This window comes from Actinobacillus arthritidis, assembly GCF_029774155.1.
Taxonomy (GTDB): domain Bacteria; phylum Pseudomonadota; class Gammaproteobacteria; order Enterobacterales; family Pasteurellaceae; genus Actinobacillus; species Actinobacillus arthritidis.
Genome location: NZ_CP103833.1, coordinates 2,009,319 through 2,028,308, shown reverse-complemented (window position 1 = coordinate 2,028,308; position 18,990 = coordinate 2,009,319). Strand labels below are relative to the sequence as shown.

Here is an 18,990-nt window from a genome sequence, read left to right as displayed (position 1 = left end):
AGTTGCTACATTGTTGAAACGGATTAACCTTTTAGACCTTCAGCAATACGTACCGCATCTACGCCAGCATTTGCTTCTACACGTTGCATAAACGGAGAGAGTCGCTCAAGGTGTGAAAAATCTAAGCCTAGTAGACGACACCAATTTAACATAATGTAAAGATACACATCTGCGACTGAGATATTTTCGCCAAAGAAAATATGGCTTTCTAAATGTTCATTGGCAGTCGCTAACTGATTTAAAATCTGTTCTGTTGCTTGCTGACGAATAATGCGAGTTAATTCTTCATTACCCTCCGCATAGCTCGGTAAACGGAATAACGGCACAAATGATTTATGTACATCACTATTAAAAAAGGCTAACCAACGTCTTGCTTTCGCTTTATCACGTAAGGTTTTGCTACCGAATAATTTTGCTTCCGGATATTTCTCATCTAAATAGTGCAAAATCGCTTGGTTTTGTGAAAGGGCTAAATCGCCGTCCACTAATAACGGTACTGCGCCACGTGGATTCAAGGCTAAAAATTCCGCTGATTTAATAAAATCACGGCTCACTAGTTCCGCTTGATATTCCGCACCTGTCCATTCTAACGCAACGTGTGGCACAAATGAGCAAGCACCTTTTAAACAATAAAGTTTCATATCTTTCTCCAAATCAAATATCCTCGGCCATTACTCGCCGAGGAAGTAGAACTCTTATGGTAATAATTTCTCTAAACGCCATAAATCCGCAAAACTTGCACGAGCTTTAATTAAGTGTGCTTGGTCACCGTCAACCATAATTTCGACCGCTTGCGGACGTGAATTGTAGGTTGAAGACATCGTCGCTCCGTAAGCACCTGCCGAACGCATTGCAATCAGATCACCTTGTTCAATCGCCAATTCTCTACCTTTACCTAAAAAGTCTGAGGTTTCACAAATCGGGCCGACCACATCATAGACCGCTTTTTCACGCACAAGTGATTGATCTACCTCGGTAATCTGCATATAAGCTTCATAAAGCGCTGGGCGAATCATATCGTTCATACCGGTATCGACAATCGCAAAATTACGATCTTCATTCGCTTTAAGGTATTCTACTTTAGTGACTAAAATCCCCGCATTGGCTGTAATCGCACGACCCGGCTCTAAGATGATCTCAAGATCTGCATAACCTTTTAATTTTTCGAGTAATGCTTTGGCATATTCGGTCGGATGCGCGGCTCTTCACCGTTATACGGCACACCTAAACCACCGCCTAAATCTAAGTGATGTAACTCAATACCGTCTTCTTTTAATTGTTCCATTAACACAATCAGGCGATCAGTGGCATCTAAAAACGGTTGTAATTCGGTTAATTGTGACCCGATATGGCAATCCATACCGGTAATTTTCACGTTTGGTAAACTTTTCGCTAAACGGTACACCTCACGTGCTTGCGTCACGCTTACCCCAAATTTATTTTCTTTTAAACCGGTGGAAATATAAGGGTGAGTGTGCGCATCCACATCCGGATTTACACGCAATGAAATCGGTGCGATTTTACCTAATTGACCGGCAACTTCATTAATGCGGTGTAGCTCGGCGATTGATTCGATATTAAAGCAACGAATACCGACTTCTAACGCACGCTGAATTTCACTATGCGATTTCGCCACACCGGAAAATACCACCTTACTCGGTTCCCCACCTGCGGCAAGTACACGTTCAAGTTCTCCTTGCGATACTATGTCAAAACCCGAACCAAGGCGTGCCATCACATTTAATAAAGCGATATTGGAATTGGATTTCACTGCAAAACAAACTAAATGCGGATGCGTACCGAATGCTTTATCAAATGCATGCCAATGACGCTCAAGCGTAGCACGAGAATAGATATACGCAGGTGTACCATATTGCTTAATGATGTCGGAAACAGAAACCTCTTCCGCAAAAAGTTGTTGGTTTTTATATTCAAAATGATTCATTGATTTGTCCGTTGTGTTTGAAAAATAAAACCACGGCAAAATCCTATACTCGTAGTTACAAACAATCGAATAAATTTGACCGCTTGTTATACCGAGCTTTTGTATTGCCGTGGTAAAAGGTTATTTTGTTTGTTGTTGAGCCGGTTGTTGCTCAGGAAAATAAAGTGGGCCTTTTACACCGCAAGCAACCATCCCAAATGAGGCAACCAAAGCCACTAAAAGTAATTTTTTCATCGTAAATCCTTGAGAGTGAATTGTTTGTTGATTCTAAAACAAATTGCAGTAATGAAAAAGTAAAAAAGCCGTTTCTCAAATTTTTAGAGAAATAGCTTTTGTAAAATTTTCCACAAATTCGACCGCTTATAGTATAAAAAAGCCACCCTTGCGGATGGCTTGATTCACGTTATATTGATTACAGTGCGATTACTGCAAAGAACACAATCACTGAGTAGAGGGCAGATAATCCGTAGAATACCCAACCGCCTGCAGGAAAGTGAATTTTGAGGTCGTGTAAACCATGGTGTACACGGTGCATACCAGCCCACATAGGGAAAATTGTCACCGCTAAAATCACTAATTTACCTAACCAAGTGTGTGCAAATGCCACGATATTATCCACCGGTACTAAACCGAGCGGTAATAACACACCTAAAATAAGAAGTAATACCGGGAAACAAATTGCACTGATTGTACCGCCCGCACTAAACATTAACCATACAGGTGGTTCATTAGAACGTTTTGGATCTTGTTTATTCATTGCTATTCTCCCCTACATATAAGTACATACTAATGCAACTAGGCTCACTAAACCTGTTACTGCCCAAAGTGCATTTTTTAAAATGTTTGGATTTACACGCTCATTTTTAACGATAAAAGTTAAAACTTGCGGAGTCATCACATACAATGTTGCGGCATGGTATAACAATGCGGCAATACTGATAACGTTTAAAATAAATACAATAGGGTTTTGTAAGAAACTGATAAAGCCGTCTAAACTTTCTCCGCTTAAACTAATGACCCCATGCAGTAATACTAAGCAAAACCATACGATAGCAAGACAAGTTGCTTCACGTACCATGTACATTTTATAGAAGCTGGATTTTGTCCACCAATTTGCGTTCATTTCGCGTACATACGCTTTACGTTTAGTTGTCATATTGCCCCCTAGCCTTTTGGTTTAAGCATTGAAATTACGTAATCTTTCGCACTTTCCAATTTACCTTGGTTAATCGCAGAAGCTGGGCCGACATGTTTCGGACATACTTCTGAACAATAACCGACGAAAGTACAACTCCACACCCCGTTTTTAGAGCTTAAGAGTTTCATACGTTGTTCACGACCGTTATCACGGTTATCCAAGTTATAACGGTGAGCAAGGGTAATCGTCGCCGGACCGATAAACTCAGGGTTTAAACCAAATTGCGGACAAGTCGCATAGCATAGACCACAGTTAATACACATTGAGAATTGACGATATTTCTCTAATTGTGCCGGGGTTTGTTTAGTACGTTGACCTTCCGGAGCTTTATTATCGATAACATAAGGTTTGATTGCTTCGATGCTGTCGATAAAGTGGCTTAAATCCACTACTAAGTCACGCTCAATCGGGAAGTTTGCAAGCGGTTCAATTCGCATAAAGCCGCTGTAATCACGTAAGAATGTTTTACATGCTAATTTCGGTTTACCGTTTACCATCATACCGCACGAGCCGCAGATTGCCATACGGCAAGACCAACGATAAGAAAGCTCAGGCTCAAGTTCGTCTTTAATATAACCGAGTGCATCTAATAATGAAGTTTGGCTATCGAACGGCACTTCATATTTGTCTAAATGTGGTTCGCTATCTGTTTCCGGATTGTAGCGAAGCACTTCGATGGTCATTTTGTTTAAATTTGCCATATTATCGCTCTCCTATTTTTGTGCCTGTTCTGTCGCTTTTTTCGCTTTTTCTTGCGCTTCTGCTTCCGCACCATATACACGTTTTGCAGGTTGTGATTTAGTAATTTTCACATCTGAATATTTAATGGTCGGTGTGCCGTCTGCGTTATAGAATGCTTGGGTGTGTTTTAAGTAATTCACATCGTCACGTTCGGTATAGTCTAAACGTTGGTGTGCACCACGAGATTCTTTACGTTCAACAGCCGAGCAAGCGATTGATTGCGCTACATCTAAAATGAAGCCTAATTCGATTTTGTAGAGTAAATCGGTGTTAAACACGCTTGATTTATCTTTTACGCTGATATTTTTGTAACGCTCTCTTAACTCATGGATTTTGTTTACCGCACCTTCCATACTTTCTTGTGTACGGTAGATACCACAACCTTCTTCCATTGCGTCACCCATTTGGTTACGAATATCAGACCAAGATTCATTACCTTCTTGACGAGCTAAAGCGTGTAAACGTGCAACTACATCTTGTGCTTGTGCATCAATTTGTGCTTGGTTGCGAGGACCGGCTTCTTGTGCGCTTGACGGCGACATTTTCACCAGCCACTTTACCGAATACCACTAACTCTGCTAATGAGTTAGAACCTAAACGGTTTGCACCGTGTAAGCCTGAAGACGCACATTCACCCACTGCAAATAAGCCTTTAATTGAAGTTTCTGCGTGCATATCCACTTCAATACCACCCATTGTATAGTGTACAACCGGACGAACTGGGATAGGCGAAGTAACTGGATCTACACCTTCATAAGCACGCGCTAATTCACAGATAAACGGTAAACGTTCGGTTAAGTGTTTTTCACCTAAATGACGTAAGTCTAGATGTACTACATCCACACCTTTTGCCGTTTTTAAGGTGTTACCTTTTTTCCATTCTTGCCAGAATGCTTGTGAAACTTTGTCACGCGGACCTAATTCCATATATTTATTTTCAGGTTTACCGATTGGTGTTTCTGGTCCTAGACCATAATCTTGTAAGTAACGGTAACCATCTTTATTGACTAAGATACCGCCTTCACCACGACAACCTTCAGTCATTAAGATACCGGTATTCGGTAAACCGGTCGGGTGATACTGAACAAATTCCATATCACGTAATGCCACACCGTGACGATATGCCATTGATAAACCGTCACCCGTTACGATACCACCGTTAGTATTGAAACGATAAGTACGGCAACCACCACCTGTTGCGATAACTACCGCATTTGCGTTGATTTGAACGAGAGTGCCTTCCATCATATTCATCGCTACACAACCGCGAGCTTCACCGTTGTCGGTCAGAATATCTAAGACGAAATGTTCGTCAAAACGGACAATGTTAGGATATTTGATTGAAGTTTGGAAAAGGGTGTGTAATAAGTGGAAACCGGTTTTGTCCGCCGCAAACCAAGTACGTTCGATTTTCATACCACCGAAACGACGTACGTTCACTTCACCATCTTCACGACGTGACCAAGGACAACCCCAGCGTTCTAATTGCGTCATTTCAATCGGTGAATGTTCAACAAAATATTCTACGATATCTTGTTCGCATAACCAGTCACCACCGCCCACTGTATCATTAAAGTGGTTATCGAAAGAGTCTGTATCTTTGATTACTGCCGCTGAACCGCCTTCTCTTGCCACCGTATGGCTACGCATTGGGTAAACTTTTGAAATTAAAGCAATTTTAAGATTTGGATTTGCCTCCGCTAGCGCGATCGCCGCACGTAAACCGCCACCGCCAGCACCGATAATTGCGACATCAAAATTAACACTTTGCATAATGCACTCCAAAATAATAGATTAATTAATCAATATAACTCGTTTTTATTGTGCCACTATTTTTTGTGCAAGATAAGCGTATTTTACTTTTTTAGTCAGATAAAAATCTGTTTTGTGATCTACCTCAAAAAAGGTAAATCAACTCAAAAGTGTATTGATAATTACTCGTAATTATAGATAGGAATATATCTCATTTAGCGGTTAATTTTGCTGAAAATTTTACAAACTATGTAACAAGAAATTTAAGGGAATAATGACAAAATACAAATACTTTTAAAATTAGCTTTCGCAAAATAAAGCAAATCTCGCTAAAATCTGCTTTTTATATCTTCAAATACTTTTTATGAGTGAATTAAATTTAGAAAAAATTGAATGGAAACCGACCGCTTCTATTCCAAATCTGATTAAACGTAACAAAATTATGGCGGAAATTCGCCAGTTTTTTAAAGATCGTGGTGTATTAGAAGTGGAAACACCCGCGCTAAGTGAGTTTTCCGTTACCGATGTGCATCTTTCTACGTTCCATACACAATTCCTTTCGCCTTTTTCTAGTGAAGCAAAAACGTTACATCTGATGACAAGTCCTGAATACCATATGAAACGGTTGTTGGCGACAGGTAGTGGTTCAATTTTCCAATTGTGTCGCGTGTTTCGTAACGAAGAAGCGGGTAAACGTCATAATCCGGAATTTACCATGTTGGAATGGTATCGTCCGCATTTTGATATGTATCGTTTAATCAATGAAGTGGACGATTTACTCCAGCAAATTTTAGATTGTGAACCGGCGGAATCTTATAGCTATCAGTTCGTATTCCAAACCTACGTCGGTTTAGATCCGCTGTCGGCAACTCGCGCGCAATTAGTGGAAAAAGCCCGTAAACACGGCTTCCCTTGTGAAGATGACGAAAATCGAGATACTTTGCCGCAATTCCTATTCAGTGAAATTGTGGAAGCGAATATCGGTAAAGAGCGCCCGACTGCGGTCTATCATTTCCCATCATCACAAGCGGCATTGGCTCAAATCAGTTCGGAAGATCACCGTGTTGCAGAACGCTTTGAGGTTTATTACAAAGGCTTAGAATTGGCAAACGGCTTCCATGAGCTAAGTGATGCGAAAGAACAAATGCGCCGCTTCGAACAAGATAACGTACAACGTGCACAAATGGGCTTACCGGCTCAGCAGTTAGACACTCGTTTTCTTGCCGCATTAAAAGCAGGGATTCCAAATTGTTCCGGTGTCGCGTTAGGCGTGGATCGTTTGATGATGATTGCGATGAATGCCGAAAAAATTGATGAAGTGATGGCATTTGGTGTGGAAAGTGCTTAGATAATTAAAAACCACGGAATTCACAGATTACATAGAATAACATTTCCGAGTAATCCGTGAATTCCGTGGTTAAGTTTTTTTAAAGTTTAATAAAACCGTCATAAATATGGGTTGCGTCACCGGTCATATATAACGGATGTCCAACACCTTCCCACTCGATTTGGAGTGAGCCACCGGGTAAGTCGACTTGTACATTACTATCCAACAAGCCCTGCATAATCCCTACTGCAACCGCACCGCAAGCACCGCTACCGCAAGCCTGCGTTTCGCCGGCACCACGTTCAAATACTCGTAATTTAATATGATTACGATTCACTACTTGCATAAAGCCGATATTCGCGCGTTCAGGAAAGCGTTCATGATTCTCCAACAAAGGTCCTAATTCATTTACCGGTGCTGTCTTAATATCTTCAACTTGTAACACACAATGCGGATTGCCCATTGAAACCACACCGCATAACACCGTTTGCAAATCCGTTCTTAGAATATAATTTTTTTCAAATTTATTTGCCGTAAACGGAACCTGTGCCGGTTCCCAAATCGGTTCACCCATATTCACACGAACTTTTTCTTCACCTTTTAAAGTTAATACCATTTTGCCTTTGGCAGTACTCACGTGAATATCTTGTTTATTGGTTAAACCTTTGAGCGTGACAAAACGGGCAAAGCGGCGTGCACCATTACCGCATTGTGCCACTTCACTACCGTCCGCATTAAAAATACGGTAATGGAAATCTAAATCCGGGTCGTATGGCGGCTCTACAAGCAATAATTGGTCGAAGCCAACGCCAGTATGACGATCAGCTAATTTTCGGATCACATCCTCGGTAAGATAGACATTTTGCGTTACACCATCAATCACCATAAAGTCATTGCCAAGCCCGTGCATTTTTGAAAATTGCATATTATTTCCTATCATAAAAAAATTTAATTAGTAAATCTTATAGAGATTAGTTTTATTTATTGCTATATTACATACCCTTTTCAGGGGAGTTCACTTCATTTGAAAAGATTTTGATCTCTAAGCATTATTGCCCAAGTATGAGGGCTTTTTTACTGAATTACAATGGAGTAATTAAATTATGTCCGCAATGTTCTTTTTGCAGTTTGCCATAGTTCTACTATGTATTTTAATTGGTGCCCGTGTGGGTGGTATCGGTTTAGGTGTCTTTGGCGGTTTAGGTCTAGCAATTCTTTCTTTTGGCTTCGGTTTAAAACCGGCAGGTTTACCGATTGACGTTATGTTTATGATCATGGCGGTTGTTTCGGCGGCAGCAGCAATGCAAGCGACTGGCGGTTTAGATTATATGATTAAAATCGCAACGAACATCTTACGTCGTAACCCTAAATATATTACATTTATCGCTCCGCTTGTTACTTGGACATTCACCGTGTTAGCAGGTACAGGTCACGTAGCTTATTCTGTATTACCGGTTATCGCTGAAGTAAGTCGCCATAACGGTATCCGCCCTGAACGTCCGCTTTCAATGGCAGTAATCGCATCTCAATTTGCAATTGTCGCAAGCCCGATCGCGCAGCAGTAGTTGCAGTTGTTGCATTCTTAGAGCCTCAAGGTATCACATTAGGTAACGTACTTTCTGTAACTATTCCGGCTACACTTTTCGGTTTAATGCTTGCTTGTGTATTCGTGAATAAAATGGGTAAAGAACTAAAAGATGACCCACATTACCAAAAACTATTACAAGATCCTGAGTATGTAAAAGCAAATAATGCTAATACTAATCCTGCGGATGTTGCAATCAAACCGACAGCAAAACTTTCAGTAAGCCTCTTCTTATTTGGTGCATTATTAGTGGTATTAATGGGTGCAGTACCAGCATTACGTCCGGTATTTGACGGCAAACCAATGGGTATGGCACATACAATTGAAATCGTTATGTTGACTATCGGTGCATTAATCATTTTCTTCTGCAAACCGGATGGCAATGAAATTACTAAAGGTTCTGTATTCCATGCTGGTATGCGTGCAGTAATCGCTATCTTTGGTATCGCATGGTTAGGTGACACCTTAATGCAAGGTCACATGACTGAAGTAAAAAGTATGGTTTCAGGCTTAGTAGAAACCGCTCCATGGGCTTTTGCATTCGCATTATTCGTATTATCTGTGCTAGTAAATAGCCAAGGTGCTACCGTAGCAACACTTTTCCCATTAGCGGTTGCATTACAAATTGATCCTGCGGTACTTATTGCGGTATTCGTTGCAGTAAACGGTTACTTCTTTATTCCAAACTATGGTCCAATTATTGCTTCTATTGACTTCGATACGACAGGTACAACAAGAATTGGTAAATACATTTTTAACCATAGCTTTATGTTACCGGGTTTATTAAGTATGGCATTTAGTATTGCATTCGGTTTACTATTTGCAAATATCTTACTTTAATTAGCTAACGAAAATGCCCTCCAACTTTAAGTCGTGAGGGCATTTTTTTGCAAAAAATTTAGTAAATTTGATCGCTTGTAAAAAGGCGTACCAGCAAGATTCCTATTACTGTACACAAAATTCCCCCGACTAAATGCAAACCAACAATACAGAAGGCTTGATAATATTTCTCCGCCAGTAGCTTTTCACTCACTTCTAATGAAAAACTTGAAAAGGTGGTAAAACTACCTAGAAAACCGGTGATAAACAACAGCTTCTGCCCGTCATTCAAATGTAATCCGATAGCAATTCCAATTAAGAAGCAACCAAGCAAATTGGCTAACAATGTACCAAAAGCGAATTGACTTAAAAAACTGTTAAACCATACGCCTAATTGCCAGCGAGAAATAGCGCCTAACACTGCACCGAGAGAAATCCAAAGAATAGTCATAACTACACCAAAAACAAATGAGGAATTAAATTCATTACCACTACCGTCGCAATCGAAAGTAACAGACGTGATGCACCGAAAATGAAGCCTCGATTGGTACCGTTATCAAATTTCACTAACAAATTCGCCATTGCTGTCAGCGCATACACCTCAATCACGGTAAAAATAACCAAATAGACATAAGCACTACACAGCGAAATGTAATGCAAGGTAATAAACCACGGCACAATAATACCCATCGCTAACAGCGGTGCGACCCAAACGGTTTGCTTCGCAGTAAGATTAATTTTACGCGAGAAATAGCTTTGTAACGATACTGTCATTAAACCATTCACAAACAATGCTATTGGGCTATGTTCCGGTGCAGATAATTTGTTATCAAATAAAAACGGGAAAATCACAAAAAACGAAGTGGCAATCGATAGCGGAATAAACAGCATCAAATGCACAAATAAAAACTCTTTAGTAATAATTTCTCGAATCTGTTCGAAGCGGAATTTGACCAAAGTTTGTAAGGTTTGAATCTGATAAAACGGCTTAATCATCAACGCAAATAGCATCGCTTCCATCGCAAAACAAACCCAAATTAATAACTCGATTTGTTCAAGTTTAATAAATGGAATCACTAATAACGGTGCAAACATTGAAGACATACTGGTCACTTTCAGATATTTGCCTTGTAAACGAGTTTTCTCACTATATTCATCGCCTGCCAAAGCTAATAAACACGCCTTCGCATTAGTCCCAAACAAACAACTCCCTAGCCCGAAGCAAGTAGTCGCTAACAATAATAATCCGTAATTATCCGCTGATAGGAAGAAAATATAAGCCAATACATCCAGCAAACAGCCGAGTAGCATCATTTTTGCCAAGCCGTAACGGTCACCCCAAATGCCGGCTAAAATTGCCAACGCTTGATTACAAAAGAACAATAAAGACAATGAAAAAGCGATTTCGCTATTGCTTAAGCCTTTTTTCTGTAAATAGATAAAAAATACGGTTTGCATTGAGAAAAATGCAAGGGTGGAGAAAAATCGTCGAATCAGTAAAAGTTTTTGAAGGTTCATAAAGTGATAAATTTGTAAAAATCAGCCGAGATCTTACCGCTTTTATGCCGGATATTCGATATAATTCAATAAATTTTCCTTTCATCTCACTTTTATGACTAAAAACCTCTATCTTGGCGTAATGTCCGGCACGAGTCTTGACGGCGTAGACTTGTGCATTATGGATTTTGCAGAAAATCCACCAAAGTTGACCGCTTGCGACTTTACTCCGATGCCGGAAGATTTACGTGCCGATTTATCGCACTTACTCAAAAGTGGTGAAACTTCCTTGCAAAAACTAGGTGAAATCGATCACCGTTTAGGCTTACTGTATGCCGAAAGTATCAACCGCTTTTTAGCCGAACATCAATTAAGCGCCAGTGATATTCAAGCGGTCGGTTGTCATGGACAAACCGTATGGCATTCTCCAAACGGCAAATTCCCGTTTACCATGCAAATCGGTGATATGAATTTGGTTGCCACCCATACCGGCATTACTACTATTGCGGATTTTCGCCGTAAAGATATGGCAGTTGGCGGACAAGGCGCACCGCTGGTTCCCGCTTTTCATGAAGGGATTTTTGCCTCTCCGGAACGCTTAACTGTAGTGCTAAATATTGGCGGTATTTCCAATATTTCGGTACTTGCACCACAGCAACCTACCATTGGCTATGATGTCAGTGTCGGCAATGCCTTAATGGATTCGTGGATAGAGTCGCACCAAGCTAAACGCTATGACAAAAATGCCGAATGGGCAAAAACCGGCACTTTGATTCCGGCATTGCTAGACAGTTTACTTGACGAGCCTTTTTTCAAATTACCTGCCCCGAAAAGCACTGGGCGAGAATTATTTAATCTCGAATGGCTTGCAAAAAAATCGGCTAATTTAACCGCTTATCGTCCTGAAGATGTACAACGTACACTAGCCGAATTTACCGCACAAAGTGTGGTTAATGAGTTAAAAACTTTAGAAAGTGAAAAGCAATGCTTATTACTTGTATGTGGAGGTGGTGCACGTAACCCATTGTTAATGCGGCGTTTTAATGAATTACTACCGAAATGGACAGTAACAACCACTAGCGAATATGGATTGGATATTGATTATGTCGAAGCATCGCTTTTGCCTGGCTGGCTTATCAACGAATGCATAATTTAACGAGCAACTTACCAAGTGTAACCGGAGCAAAACAGTCGGTGAGTTTAGGGGTAATTTATCCTAAGTAATCACTTCCTCACTTGTATAAAACACCAAAAGTAAAAGGTGGTTGGAGATAAAAATGTCAGAAAAAAATTTATTAACTGCGTTGTCAAAAATGCTTACCGAACAACGCAATCCTAACTCAATGAATATCGATCAACTCTCTGCACTTGAGCTAGTGAAAGTGATTAATCATGAGGATAAACAAGTCCCGCTTGCTGTAGAAAAATGTTTACCGAAAATCGCTCAAGCGGTCGAAAAAATCGTGCAAGCGTTCCAAAATGGTGGGCGTTTAGTCTATATCGGTGCCGGCACTAGCGGGCGCTTAGGCGTATTAGACGCTTCGGAATGTCCACCGACTTACGGCGTTTCACCGGAAATGGTGGTCGGCATTATTGCCGGGGGCGAACGTGCATTACGTCACCCGATTGAAGGCGCGGAAGATAATACTGAACGAGGTAAAGTCGATTTACAAGCGGTCAATTTTTCACCAAAAGATGTATTGGTCGGCATTGCGGCAAGCGGACGCACGCCTTATGTTATCGGTGCGTTGGAATATGCCAAATCTTTAGGCGCAATCACGGTTTCGATTGCCAGCAACCCGAATTCGGCAATGGCACAAATTGCAGAGATTGCAATTGATACGGTGGTAGGAGCGGAAGTGCTGACCGGCTCAAGCCGTATGAAATCTGGTACGGCACAAAAGCTGGTGTTGAATATGCTGACTACCGCATCAATGGTAATGATCGGCAAATGCTATTCCAATTTAATGGTTGATGTGCAGGCAAGCAATGAAAAGCTCAAAGCTCGAGCAATTAAAATTGTGATGGAAGCGACTGAATGTGATCGAACCGTTGCCGAAAATGCGCTAAACATCGCTGAAAATAATGCAAAATTAGCGATTATGATGATCTTAAGTGATTCAGATAAAGCAACTGCCGAACAATTACTATCCGAGCATCAAGGGAAATTGCGTCAGGCACTAGCAAAATAGCAACGAAAAGCGGTTAAATTTTGCTGTCATTTAACAAACTTGCTTGGGAAATTTTTCATTGGTCGAGCAAGTTTCCTTTCTTATTCACTTATCTACAAATTATTTTTCATATCCCTAAAACTCTTAGGCGTGCAATCATATTCTTTCTTAAAGACCGCATAAAAATAAGGTAATGAAGGATAACCGCAAACTTCTGAAATTTCCTGAATAGAGATATCGGTAAATTGCAACATATACTTAGCTCGATTCAGTTTTTCTTCGTGAATAACCTGATGAATGGTTTTGTTTAACTCTAGTTTAAAGCGTTGTTCTAAATTTGAACGAGAAATCCTTAAATGATCAAGCACTTGCTCGGTTTTAATGCCTTTACTGGCGTGATGATGAATATAGTGCATAGCTTGAATCACGAAAGGATCTTGAAATGCGTGGAAATCAGTAGAACGACGTTGCTCAACTCGTAAAGGCGGAATCAATACCGGCGAATGGCTTAATTTTTTGCCTTCAAATAGGTGGTGTAACATTTTTGTCGCCTGATAACCGATTTGTTTCGTCCCTTGTACCACAGAAGATAATGAAACACGTGACAGATGCTGAATTAATTCTTCATTATCAATACCAATCACCGAAAGCTGTTCTGGTACAGCAATCTCTAAATATTCACAGGCTTGTAATAAATGTCTGGCTCTCGCATCGGTTACTGCAATAATGCCGGTTTGTGCCGGTAGTGACGATAGCCACTCACTTAATGCAGATTGAGCTTCCAGCCAATGTTGCGCATCAACTTGATGCCCTAAATAGATATTCGTTTGATGCTCATACTTTTCCATTAAATCGATAAAGGCATTTTTTCGCTCAACCGACCAATGTTTTTCCGCTTCACTCGGAATACCATAAAAGGCAAATTGATTAATCCCTTTTTGTTTGAGATGTAACAATGCCATTTCTACTAAAGCATAATTATCAGTTGCCACATACGGAATTTGTGGATAGTAATCCGGATTTTTATAGGAACCACCCACAGCAATGACGGGAATATTTAACTCAGTTAATAATATCGCAGTTTCAGGATCATCAAAATCAGCAATAATACCGTCAATTAATAACCCTTCCATATCGTTTTTATGGTAAGTGAAATCATCTTGCATAAAAATATTCCAGGTACATTGAGAGGCTTGAATATATTGCCCAATCCCCTCAATCACTTGGCGATCGTAAACTTTATTTGCATTAAAACATAAGGCGATACGAAAAGAATTTTTTTCCATAATACGATTAATCCAGATGATTCATAGCTCTACAATATCATATTTTATGTGTGTTATAAAAAAGCAATCGCCATTTTTACCACATTTTCAGAAAAGTTAACCGCTTGTTATTTTGGGAAAATCGTCCGTTTAGTATAAAATGGTAAGAATTTTTGCTATATGAGAAAAACAATGTTAAATCAAGTTTCAGAAAGTTTGCTTTTACCAAGCGGACTTGAATTATCGCACTTGAGTAAAGTGCTTGATCATTTTGAGAATCGACAAATCGATTATGCAGATCTCTATTTTCAACTCAGTCAAGACGAGAGCTGGTCGTTAGAAGATTCGATAATCAAAGAGGGCGGTTTTTATATTGACCGTGGTTTCGGTGTACGTGCGGCATCGGGCGAGAAAACCGGTTTTGCGTATGCAGACCAAATCGGCTTGAGCCAGCTTGAACAATGTGCCACCGCGACTCGCTCGATTACTAATGCAAGCGGTCAATTATCGGTAAAAAGTTTCAAACAAACGAATGCGATCAAACGTTATGCGTCGGTCAATCCGTTAGATACGTTAAGCCGTGAGCAAAAAGTAGAACTGCCGCATTTAGTCGATAAAGTTGCACGTGCGGAAGATCCTCGAGTGATTCAAGTTAATGCAGGGCTTTCAGCGGTTTATGAAGAGATGTTAGTGGCGGCAACAGACGGCACGCTTGCGGCGGATATTCGCCCATTAGTGCGTTTATCAGTTTCGGTATTGGTAGAAGAAAATGGTAAACGTGAGCGTGGTTCTGCCGGTGCCGGTGGACGTTTCGGCTTAAATTGGTTCTTTGAACCGCAGGTGGTTAACGGTGAAATGACCGGTGATACTCGAGCGGTTTATTTAGCGAAAGAAGCGGTGCGTATGGCATTAGTTAATTTAGGCGCAATGCCTGCACCGGCTGGCACGATGCCGATTGTATTAGGTGCGGGTTGGCCGGGCATTTTACTTCATGAAGCAGTCGGACACGGTTTAGAGGGCGACTTTAACCGTAAAGAATCATCACTATTTACCGGCAAAATTGGCGAACTAGTGACTTCGCCGCTTTGCACTATCGTTGATGACGGCACAGTAGCGGATATGCGAGGTTCGATTACGGTGGATGATGAGGGTGTGCCTTCGCAACGTAACATATTGATCGAAAACGGTATTTTGAAAGGTTATATTCAAGATAAACTTAACGCCCGTTTAATGGGAGTTGCACCGACCGGTAATGGTCGCCGTGAGTCTTATGCACATCTACCAATGCCTCGTATGACCAATACCTATTTAACAGAAGGCAATCACGAATTTGAAGAAATGATTGAATCGGTCGATTATGGTATTTACGCACCACATTTCAGCGGCGGTCAGGTGGATATTACGTCGGGTAAATTCGTATTCTCAACCGCAGAAGCCTACTTAATCGAAAAAGGTAAAATCACCAAACCAGTTACCGGCGCAACCTTAATCGGCGCGGTATTGACGCTATGCGGCAGGTTTCAATGGTCGGTAAGAAAATGGAACTCGACCCAGGTATCGGCACTTGCGGTAAAGAAGGGCAATCCGTACCGGTCGGTGTAGGTCAACCGACAGTGAAATTAGATAAGATTACGGTTGGCGGACGAGGGTAAATAAAGGCGACAAGATTCAACGATCTTGCTGTTTTTTATACTAAAGCGATGGTTATTGCCTTATTTCGTTAAATCTTTTAAGATGTATATCTGTTGTGTATCTTTGGAAGTGGAGGAAGCATGAGAACTGCACCAATTAATTTACGAGCGATGCCTGATCAACGTGATTTAATTGATTATGCGGCAAGTATTTTAGGTAAAACTCGTTCTGACTTTATGTTAGAAACCGCATGCCAAGTTTGCCCAAAATGTGATTTTAGATCGTACTGTTTTCCAATTAAATGAGCAGACTTTCGAGCAATTTAACCGATTGTTAGAGCAACCGACAACGGATAATCCGGGGTTAGATAAACTGTTAAATACCAAAGCGGTGTGGGAGTAAAAATGCATGCACCGGAGTCGCTTTCCGAGCAACATATTGTGCGACATTTTCAATGCGGTGAGGTCGTGCTAGACCAATGGCTACAACGTACTGCATTGAAAAATCAGCAAAATAATGCCAGTAAAACCTTTGTTGTGTGTGATGATAATAAACAGGTGATGGGATTTTATTGTTTATCTGCCGGTTCGGTGAGTCGTCAGTTTGTTGCAGGTGCATTAAGACGTAATATGCCCGATCCGATTCCTGTGATTATTTTAGGTAGATTAGCTGTCGATTGTTCGGCACAAGGTAAGCAGTTAGGCGTATCAATGTTAAAAGATGCGGTCTTAAAATCGAAGACGGTAGCGAACCAAATCGGGGTAAAAGCATTGCTTGTTCATGCGTTAAACCCGCAAGCAAAACAATTTTATTTAAAGTATGGTTTTTCATGTTCACCCATTGATGAGATGGTTTTAATGTTAAAACTCTAAACAAGCGGTCATTTTTGACTGATATTTTACAAATTATCGGTTTTCGTTTAAGGAAAGCAGATAAAAATAAGGAAAAAATAATATGGCATGGGTACAAATTCGTTTAAATAGTACGGATAAACAGGCTGAACAAATCAGTGATTTTTTAGAAGAAATCGGGGCGGTGTCGGTAACCTTTATGGACAGTCAAGATACGCCGATTTTTGAGCCGTTACCGGGTGAAACCCGTTTATGGGGCAATACGGACGTAGTGGGTTTATTTGATGCGGAAACCGATATGAAAGCAATCGTGGAAGCATTAATTGCCAGCCGTTTAGTTGAAGCGGATTTTGCACATAAGATTGAGCAAATCGAAGATAAAGACTGGGAACGTGAGTGGATGGATAACTTCCACCCGATGCAATTCGGTAAACGTTTATGGATTTGCCCAAGTTGGCGTGAAGTGCCGGATCCAAATGCGGTGAATGTAATGCTTGATCCGGGTCTTGCGTTTGGTACCGGTACACACCCGACTACCGCACTTTGTTTACAATGGTTAGATAGCTTAGATTTAGCAGGTAAAACGGTGATCGATTTTGGTTGCGGTTCCGGTATTTTGGCGATTGCAGCACTTAAACTCGGTGCAAAACAAGCGATCGGGATTGATATCGACCCGCAGGCGATTTTAGCTTCAACCAATAACGCCGAAGCAAACGGTGTGGCGGATCGTTTACAGTTATTCTTAGCGAAAGATCAACCGCAAGATTTACAAGCCGATGTGGTGGTGGCGAATATTCTTGCCGGCCCGCTGAAAGAGCTTGCACCAAATATTATTACGTTGGTGAAACCACAAGGTGATTTAGGTTTATCCGGTATTTTAGCAACGCAAGCGGAATCGGTTTGCGAAGCCTATGCACCGGACTTCAATCTTGATCCGGTGGTAGAAAAAGAAGAGTGGTGCCGTATTACCGGCATTAAGAAATAAAAAAAACAAGGGCTGATTCAGATAATGAACAGCCCTTAAATTTTAGTGTTTACCTAGATTTGAAAAGAAGTTTTTTACGCTATCTAAAAAGCCTTCTTGTTGTGGACGATGCTTACTTTTACCTTCTAAACTTTCTTCCAGCTTACGTAATAAGTCTTTTTGCTCGTCATTTAATGCAATCGGCGTTTCCACCACTACTTTGCAAATCAAATCGCCGGCATAACCGCCACGTGGGCTTGTTACACCCTTACCTCTCACACGGAATAATTTGCCGGTTTGAGTTTCCGCCGGAATTTTCAGTTTTAATTTGCCATCAAGCGTTGGCACTTCAATCTCACCGCCTAATGCCGCCATCGTGAAGCTGATTGGCACTTCGCAGTAAAGATTTGAACCGTCACGCTCAAAAATATCGTGTTCACGAACGTGAATCACTACGTATAAATCACCTGCCGGCGCACCGTTCTCGCCTGCCGCACCTTCTCCGGATAAACGAAGTTGGTTACCTGTGTCTACTCCAGCCGGAATAGTGACCGATAAGTTTTTCGCTTTCTGAACACGTCCGTCACCGTGGCAAGATTTGCAAGGTTTTTCAATTTTCTTACCGCTTCCGTGACAGCTCGGACAAACCGCTTCCGTCACAAAGAAACCTTGCTGACGGCGGATTCTGCCTGAACCGTGACAATGTGAACAGGTTTCTACTTTCGAACCTTTTTCCGCACCTGAGCCGTGGCAAGTATCACATTCAGCTAATGTTGAAATGCGAATATCTTTTTTACAGCCTTTAACCGCTTCTTCCAGTGAAATTTCAATGTCGTAACGTAAATCATCGCCACGTACAACACGATTACGGCGACCACCGCCGCCAAATCCGCCACCGAACATTTCGCTAAAGATGTCTTCAAAGCCACCGAAACCGCCTCCGCCGAAGCCACCGCCAAATCCGCCGGCACCACCGCCTTGTTCAAAAGCGCGTGGCCATATTGATCGTATGCGGCACGTTTTTCAGCATCGCCTAACACTTCATAGGCTTCGTTGATTTCTTTAAATTTTTCTTCTGCTTCTTTACTGCCTTGATTTTTATCCGGGTGGTGTTTTGATGCTAAACGTTTATAAGCACGTTTAATATCGTTCTCACTCGCCCCTTTCTGTAAGCCAAGGACTTCGTAGTAATCTTTTTTTGCCATAGTGTTTCGTTTGTAAAATTTTACGGAAATTTGACCGC

General features: G+C 41.1%; 15 protein-coding genes and 6 pseudogenes. 9 read left to right on the top strand and 12 right to left on the bottom strand.

Features of this window, described 5'->3' with window-relative positions:
• Positions 1 to 23 precede the first annotated feature (23 nt).
• The 7 genes and pseudogenes from NYR89_RS09700 to frdA form a co-directional block, all read right to left on the bottom strand.
• Positions 24 to 641: a glutathione S-transferase family protein gene (locus NYR89_RS09700; protein ID WP_279445640.1), complete on the bottom strand. Its 618-nt coding sequence runs from the start codon at positions 639 to 641 to the stop codon at positions 24 to 26.
• A gap of 54 nt (positions 642 to 695) precedes the next feature.
• A pseudogene (gene lysA / locus NYR89_RS09695) lies at positions 696 to 1,945 on the bottom strand (diaminopimelate decarboxylase).
• Between the two features lie 120 nt (positions 1,946 to 2,065).
• Entirely contained in the window at positions 2,066 to 2,179 is a 114-nt protein-coding gene (gene lptM, locus NYR89_RS09690; RefSeq protein ID WP_279445639.1) for an LPS translocon maturation chaperone LptM, read from the bottom strand.
• Between the two features lie 178 nt (positions 2,180 to 2,357).
• Positions 2,358 to 2,702, bottom strand: a complete 345-nt coding sequence (gene frdD / locus NYR89_RS09685) for a fumarate reductase subunit FrdD (RefSeq protein WP_115587985.1) — start codon at positions 2,700 to 2,702, stop codon at positions 2,358 to 2,360.
• 12 nt (positions 2,703 to 2,714) lie between these two features.
• Positions 2,715 to 3,101 (bottom strand): fumarate reductase subunit FrdC, encoded by a 387-nt coding sequence (frdC, locus tag NYR89_RS09680; RefSeq protein WP_279445638.1) that lies wholly within the window; start codon positions 3,099 to 3,101, stop codon positions 2,715 to 2,717.
• An 8-nt stretch (positions 3,102 to 3,109) separates the two neighbouring features.
• Entirely contained in the window at positions 3,110 to 3,844 is a 735-nt protein-coding gene (locus NYR89_RS09675) for a succinate dehydrogenase/fumarate reductase iron-sulfur subunit (RefSeq protein ID WP_279445637.1), read from the bottom strand.
• Positions 3,845 to 3,856: 12 nt separating this feature from the next.
• A pseudogene (gene frdA, locus NYR89_RS09670) lies at positions 3,857 to 5,657 on the bottom strand (fumarate reductase (quinol) flavoprotein subunit).
• Positions 5,658 to 6,000: 343 nt separating this feature from the next.
• Between frdA and epmA the strand changes: the two are divergent.
• Positions 6,001 to 6,984 carry an elongation factor P--(R)-beta-lysine ligase gene (gene epmA, locus NYR89_RS09665; protein WP_279445636.1) on the top strand — a complete coding sequence of 328 codons (984 nt, stop codon included), beginning with the start codon at positions 6,001 to 6,003 and terminating at the stop codon, positions 6,982 to 6,984.
• Positions 6,985 to 7,063: 79 nt separating this feature from the next.
• Here the strand turns inward: epmA and dapF are convergent, their stop codons facing one another.
• A complete protein-coding gene (gene dapF, locus NYR89_RS09660; RefSeq protein WP_279445635.1) occupies positions 7,064 to 7,888 on the bottom strand; it encodes a diaminopimelate epimerase in 825 nt (274 codons plus the stop codon).
• Between the two features lie 178 nt (positions 7,889 to 8,066).
• On the opposite strand from dapF, the pseudogene NYR89_RS09655 reads away from it, so the two are divergent.
• Positions 8,067 to 9,388 (top strand): annotated as a pseudogene (locus NYR89_RS09655) (anaerobic C4-dicarboxylate transporter).
• 58 nt (positions 9,389 to 9,446) lie between these two features.
• Here NYR89_RS09655 and NYR89_RS09650 read toward each other — a convergent pair.
• Together NYR89_RS09650 and NYR89_RS09645 are read right to left on the bottom strand one after the other, a co-directional pair.
• A complete protein-coding gene (locus tag NYR89_RS09650) occupies positions 9,447 to 9,818 on the bottom strand; it encodes a fluoride efflux transporter FluC (protein ID WP_279445634.1) in 372 nt (123 codons plus the stop codon).
• 2 nt (positions 9,819 to 9,820) lie between these two features.
• Positions 9,821 to 10,885 (bottom strand): MFS transporter, encoded by a 1,065-nt coding sequence (locus NYR89_RS09645; RefSeq protein WP_279445633.1) that lies wholly within the window; start codon positions 10,883 to 10,885, stop codon positions 9,821 to 9,823.
• Positions 10,886 to 10,979: 94 nt separating this feature from the next.
• Here NYR89_RS09645 and NYR89_RS09640 point away from each other — a divergent pair.
• Together NYR89_RS09640 and murQ are read left to right on the top strand one after the other, a co-directional pair.
• Positions 10,980 to 12,088: pseudogene (locus tag NYR89_RS09640) on the top strand (anhydro-N-acetylmuramic acid kinase).
• 53 nt (positions 12,089 to 12,141) lie between these two features.
• Positions 12,142 to 13,056: an N-acetylmuramic acid 6-phosphate etherase gene (gene murQ, locus NYR89_RS09635; protein WP_279445632.1), complete on the top strand. Its 915-nt coding sequence runs from the start codon at positions 12,142 to 12,144 to the stop codon at positions 13,054 to 13,056.
• A gap of 92 nt (positions 13,057 to 13,148) precedes the next feature.
• Here murQ and NYR89_RS09630 read toward each other — a convergent pair whose 3' ends face one another.
• Positions 13,149 to 14,321: a XylR family transcriptional regulator gene (locus NYR89_RS09630; RefSeq protein WP_279445631.1), complete on the bottom strand. Its 1,173-nt coding sequence runs from the start codon at positions 14,319 to 14,321 to the stop codon at positions 13,149 to 13,151.
• A 171-nt stretch (positions 14,322 to 14,492) separates the two neighbouring features.
• Here NYR89_RS09630 and tldD point away from each other — a divergent pair.
• The 5 genes and pseudogenes from tldD to prmA all read left to right on the top strand — a co-directional run bounded on the left by tldD (position 14,493) and on the right by prmA (position 17,768).
• Positions 14,493 to 15,952 (top strand): annotated as a pseudogene (tldD, locus tag NYR89_RS09625) (metalloprotease TldD).
• Positions 15,953 to 16,072: 120 nt separating this feature from the next.
• The gene (locus tag NYR89_RS10985) at positions 16,073 to 16,237 is read left to right on the top strand and encodes a type II toxin-antitoxin system TacA family antitoxin (RefSeq protein ID WP_279445630.1); all 165 of its coding nucleotides are present in this window, start codon (positions 16,073 to 16,075) and stop codon (positions 16,235 to 16,237) included.
• Positions 16,203 to 16,334 (top strand): type II toxin-antitoxin system TacA family antitoxin, encoded by a 132-nt coding sequence (locus tag NYR89_RS10980; protein ID WP_279445629.1) that lies wholly within the window; start codon positions 16,203 to 16,205, stop codon positions 16,332 to 16,334. The genes NYR89_RS10985 and NYR89_RS10980 overlap by 35 nt, the downstream gene beginning before the upstream one ends.
• A gap of 2 nt (positions 16,335 to 16,336) precedes the next feature.
• On the top strand, positions 16,337 to 16,804 hold the full coding sequence (locus NYR89_RS09610; RefSeq protein ID WP_279445628.1) for a GNAT family N-acetyltransferase: 468 nt from the start codon (positions 16,337 to 16,339) through the stop codon (positions 16,802 to 16,804).
• 82 nt (positions 16,805 to 16,886) lie between these two features.
• Complete coding sequence (prmA, locus tag NYR89_RS09605; protein WP_279445627.1) at positions 16,887 to 17,768, top strand: 50S ribosomal protein L11 methyltransferase; 882 nt, start codon at positions 16,887 to 16,889, stop codon at positions 17,766 to 17,768.
• Between the two features lie 42 nt (positions 17,769 to 17,810).
• On the opposite strand, the pseudogene dnaJ reads toward prmA, so the two are convergent.
• Positions 17,811 to 18,952, bottom strand: a pseudogene (gene dnaJ, locus NYR89_RS09600) (molecular chaperone DnaJ).
• Positions 18,953 to 18,990 lie beyond the last annotated feature (38 nt).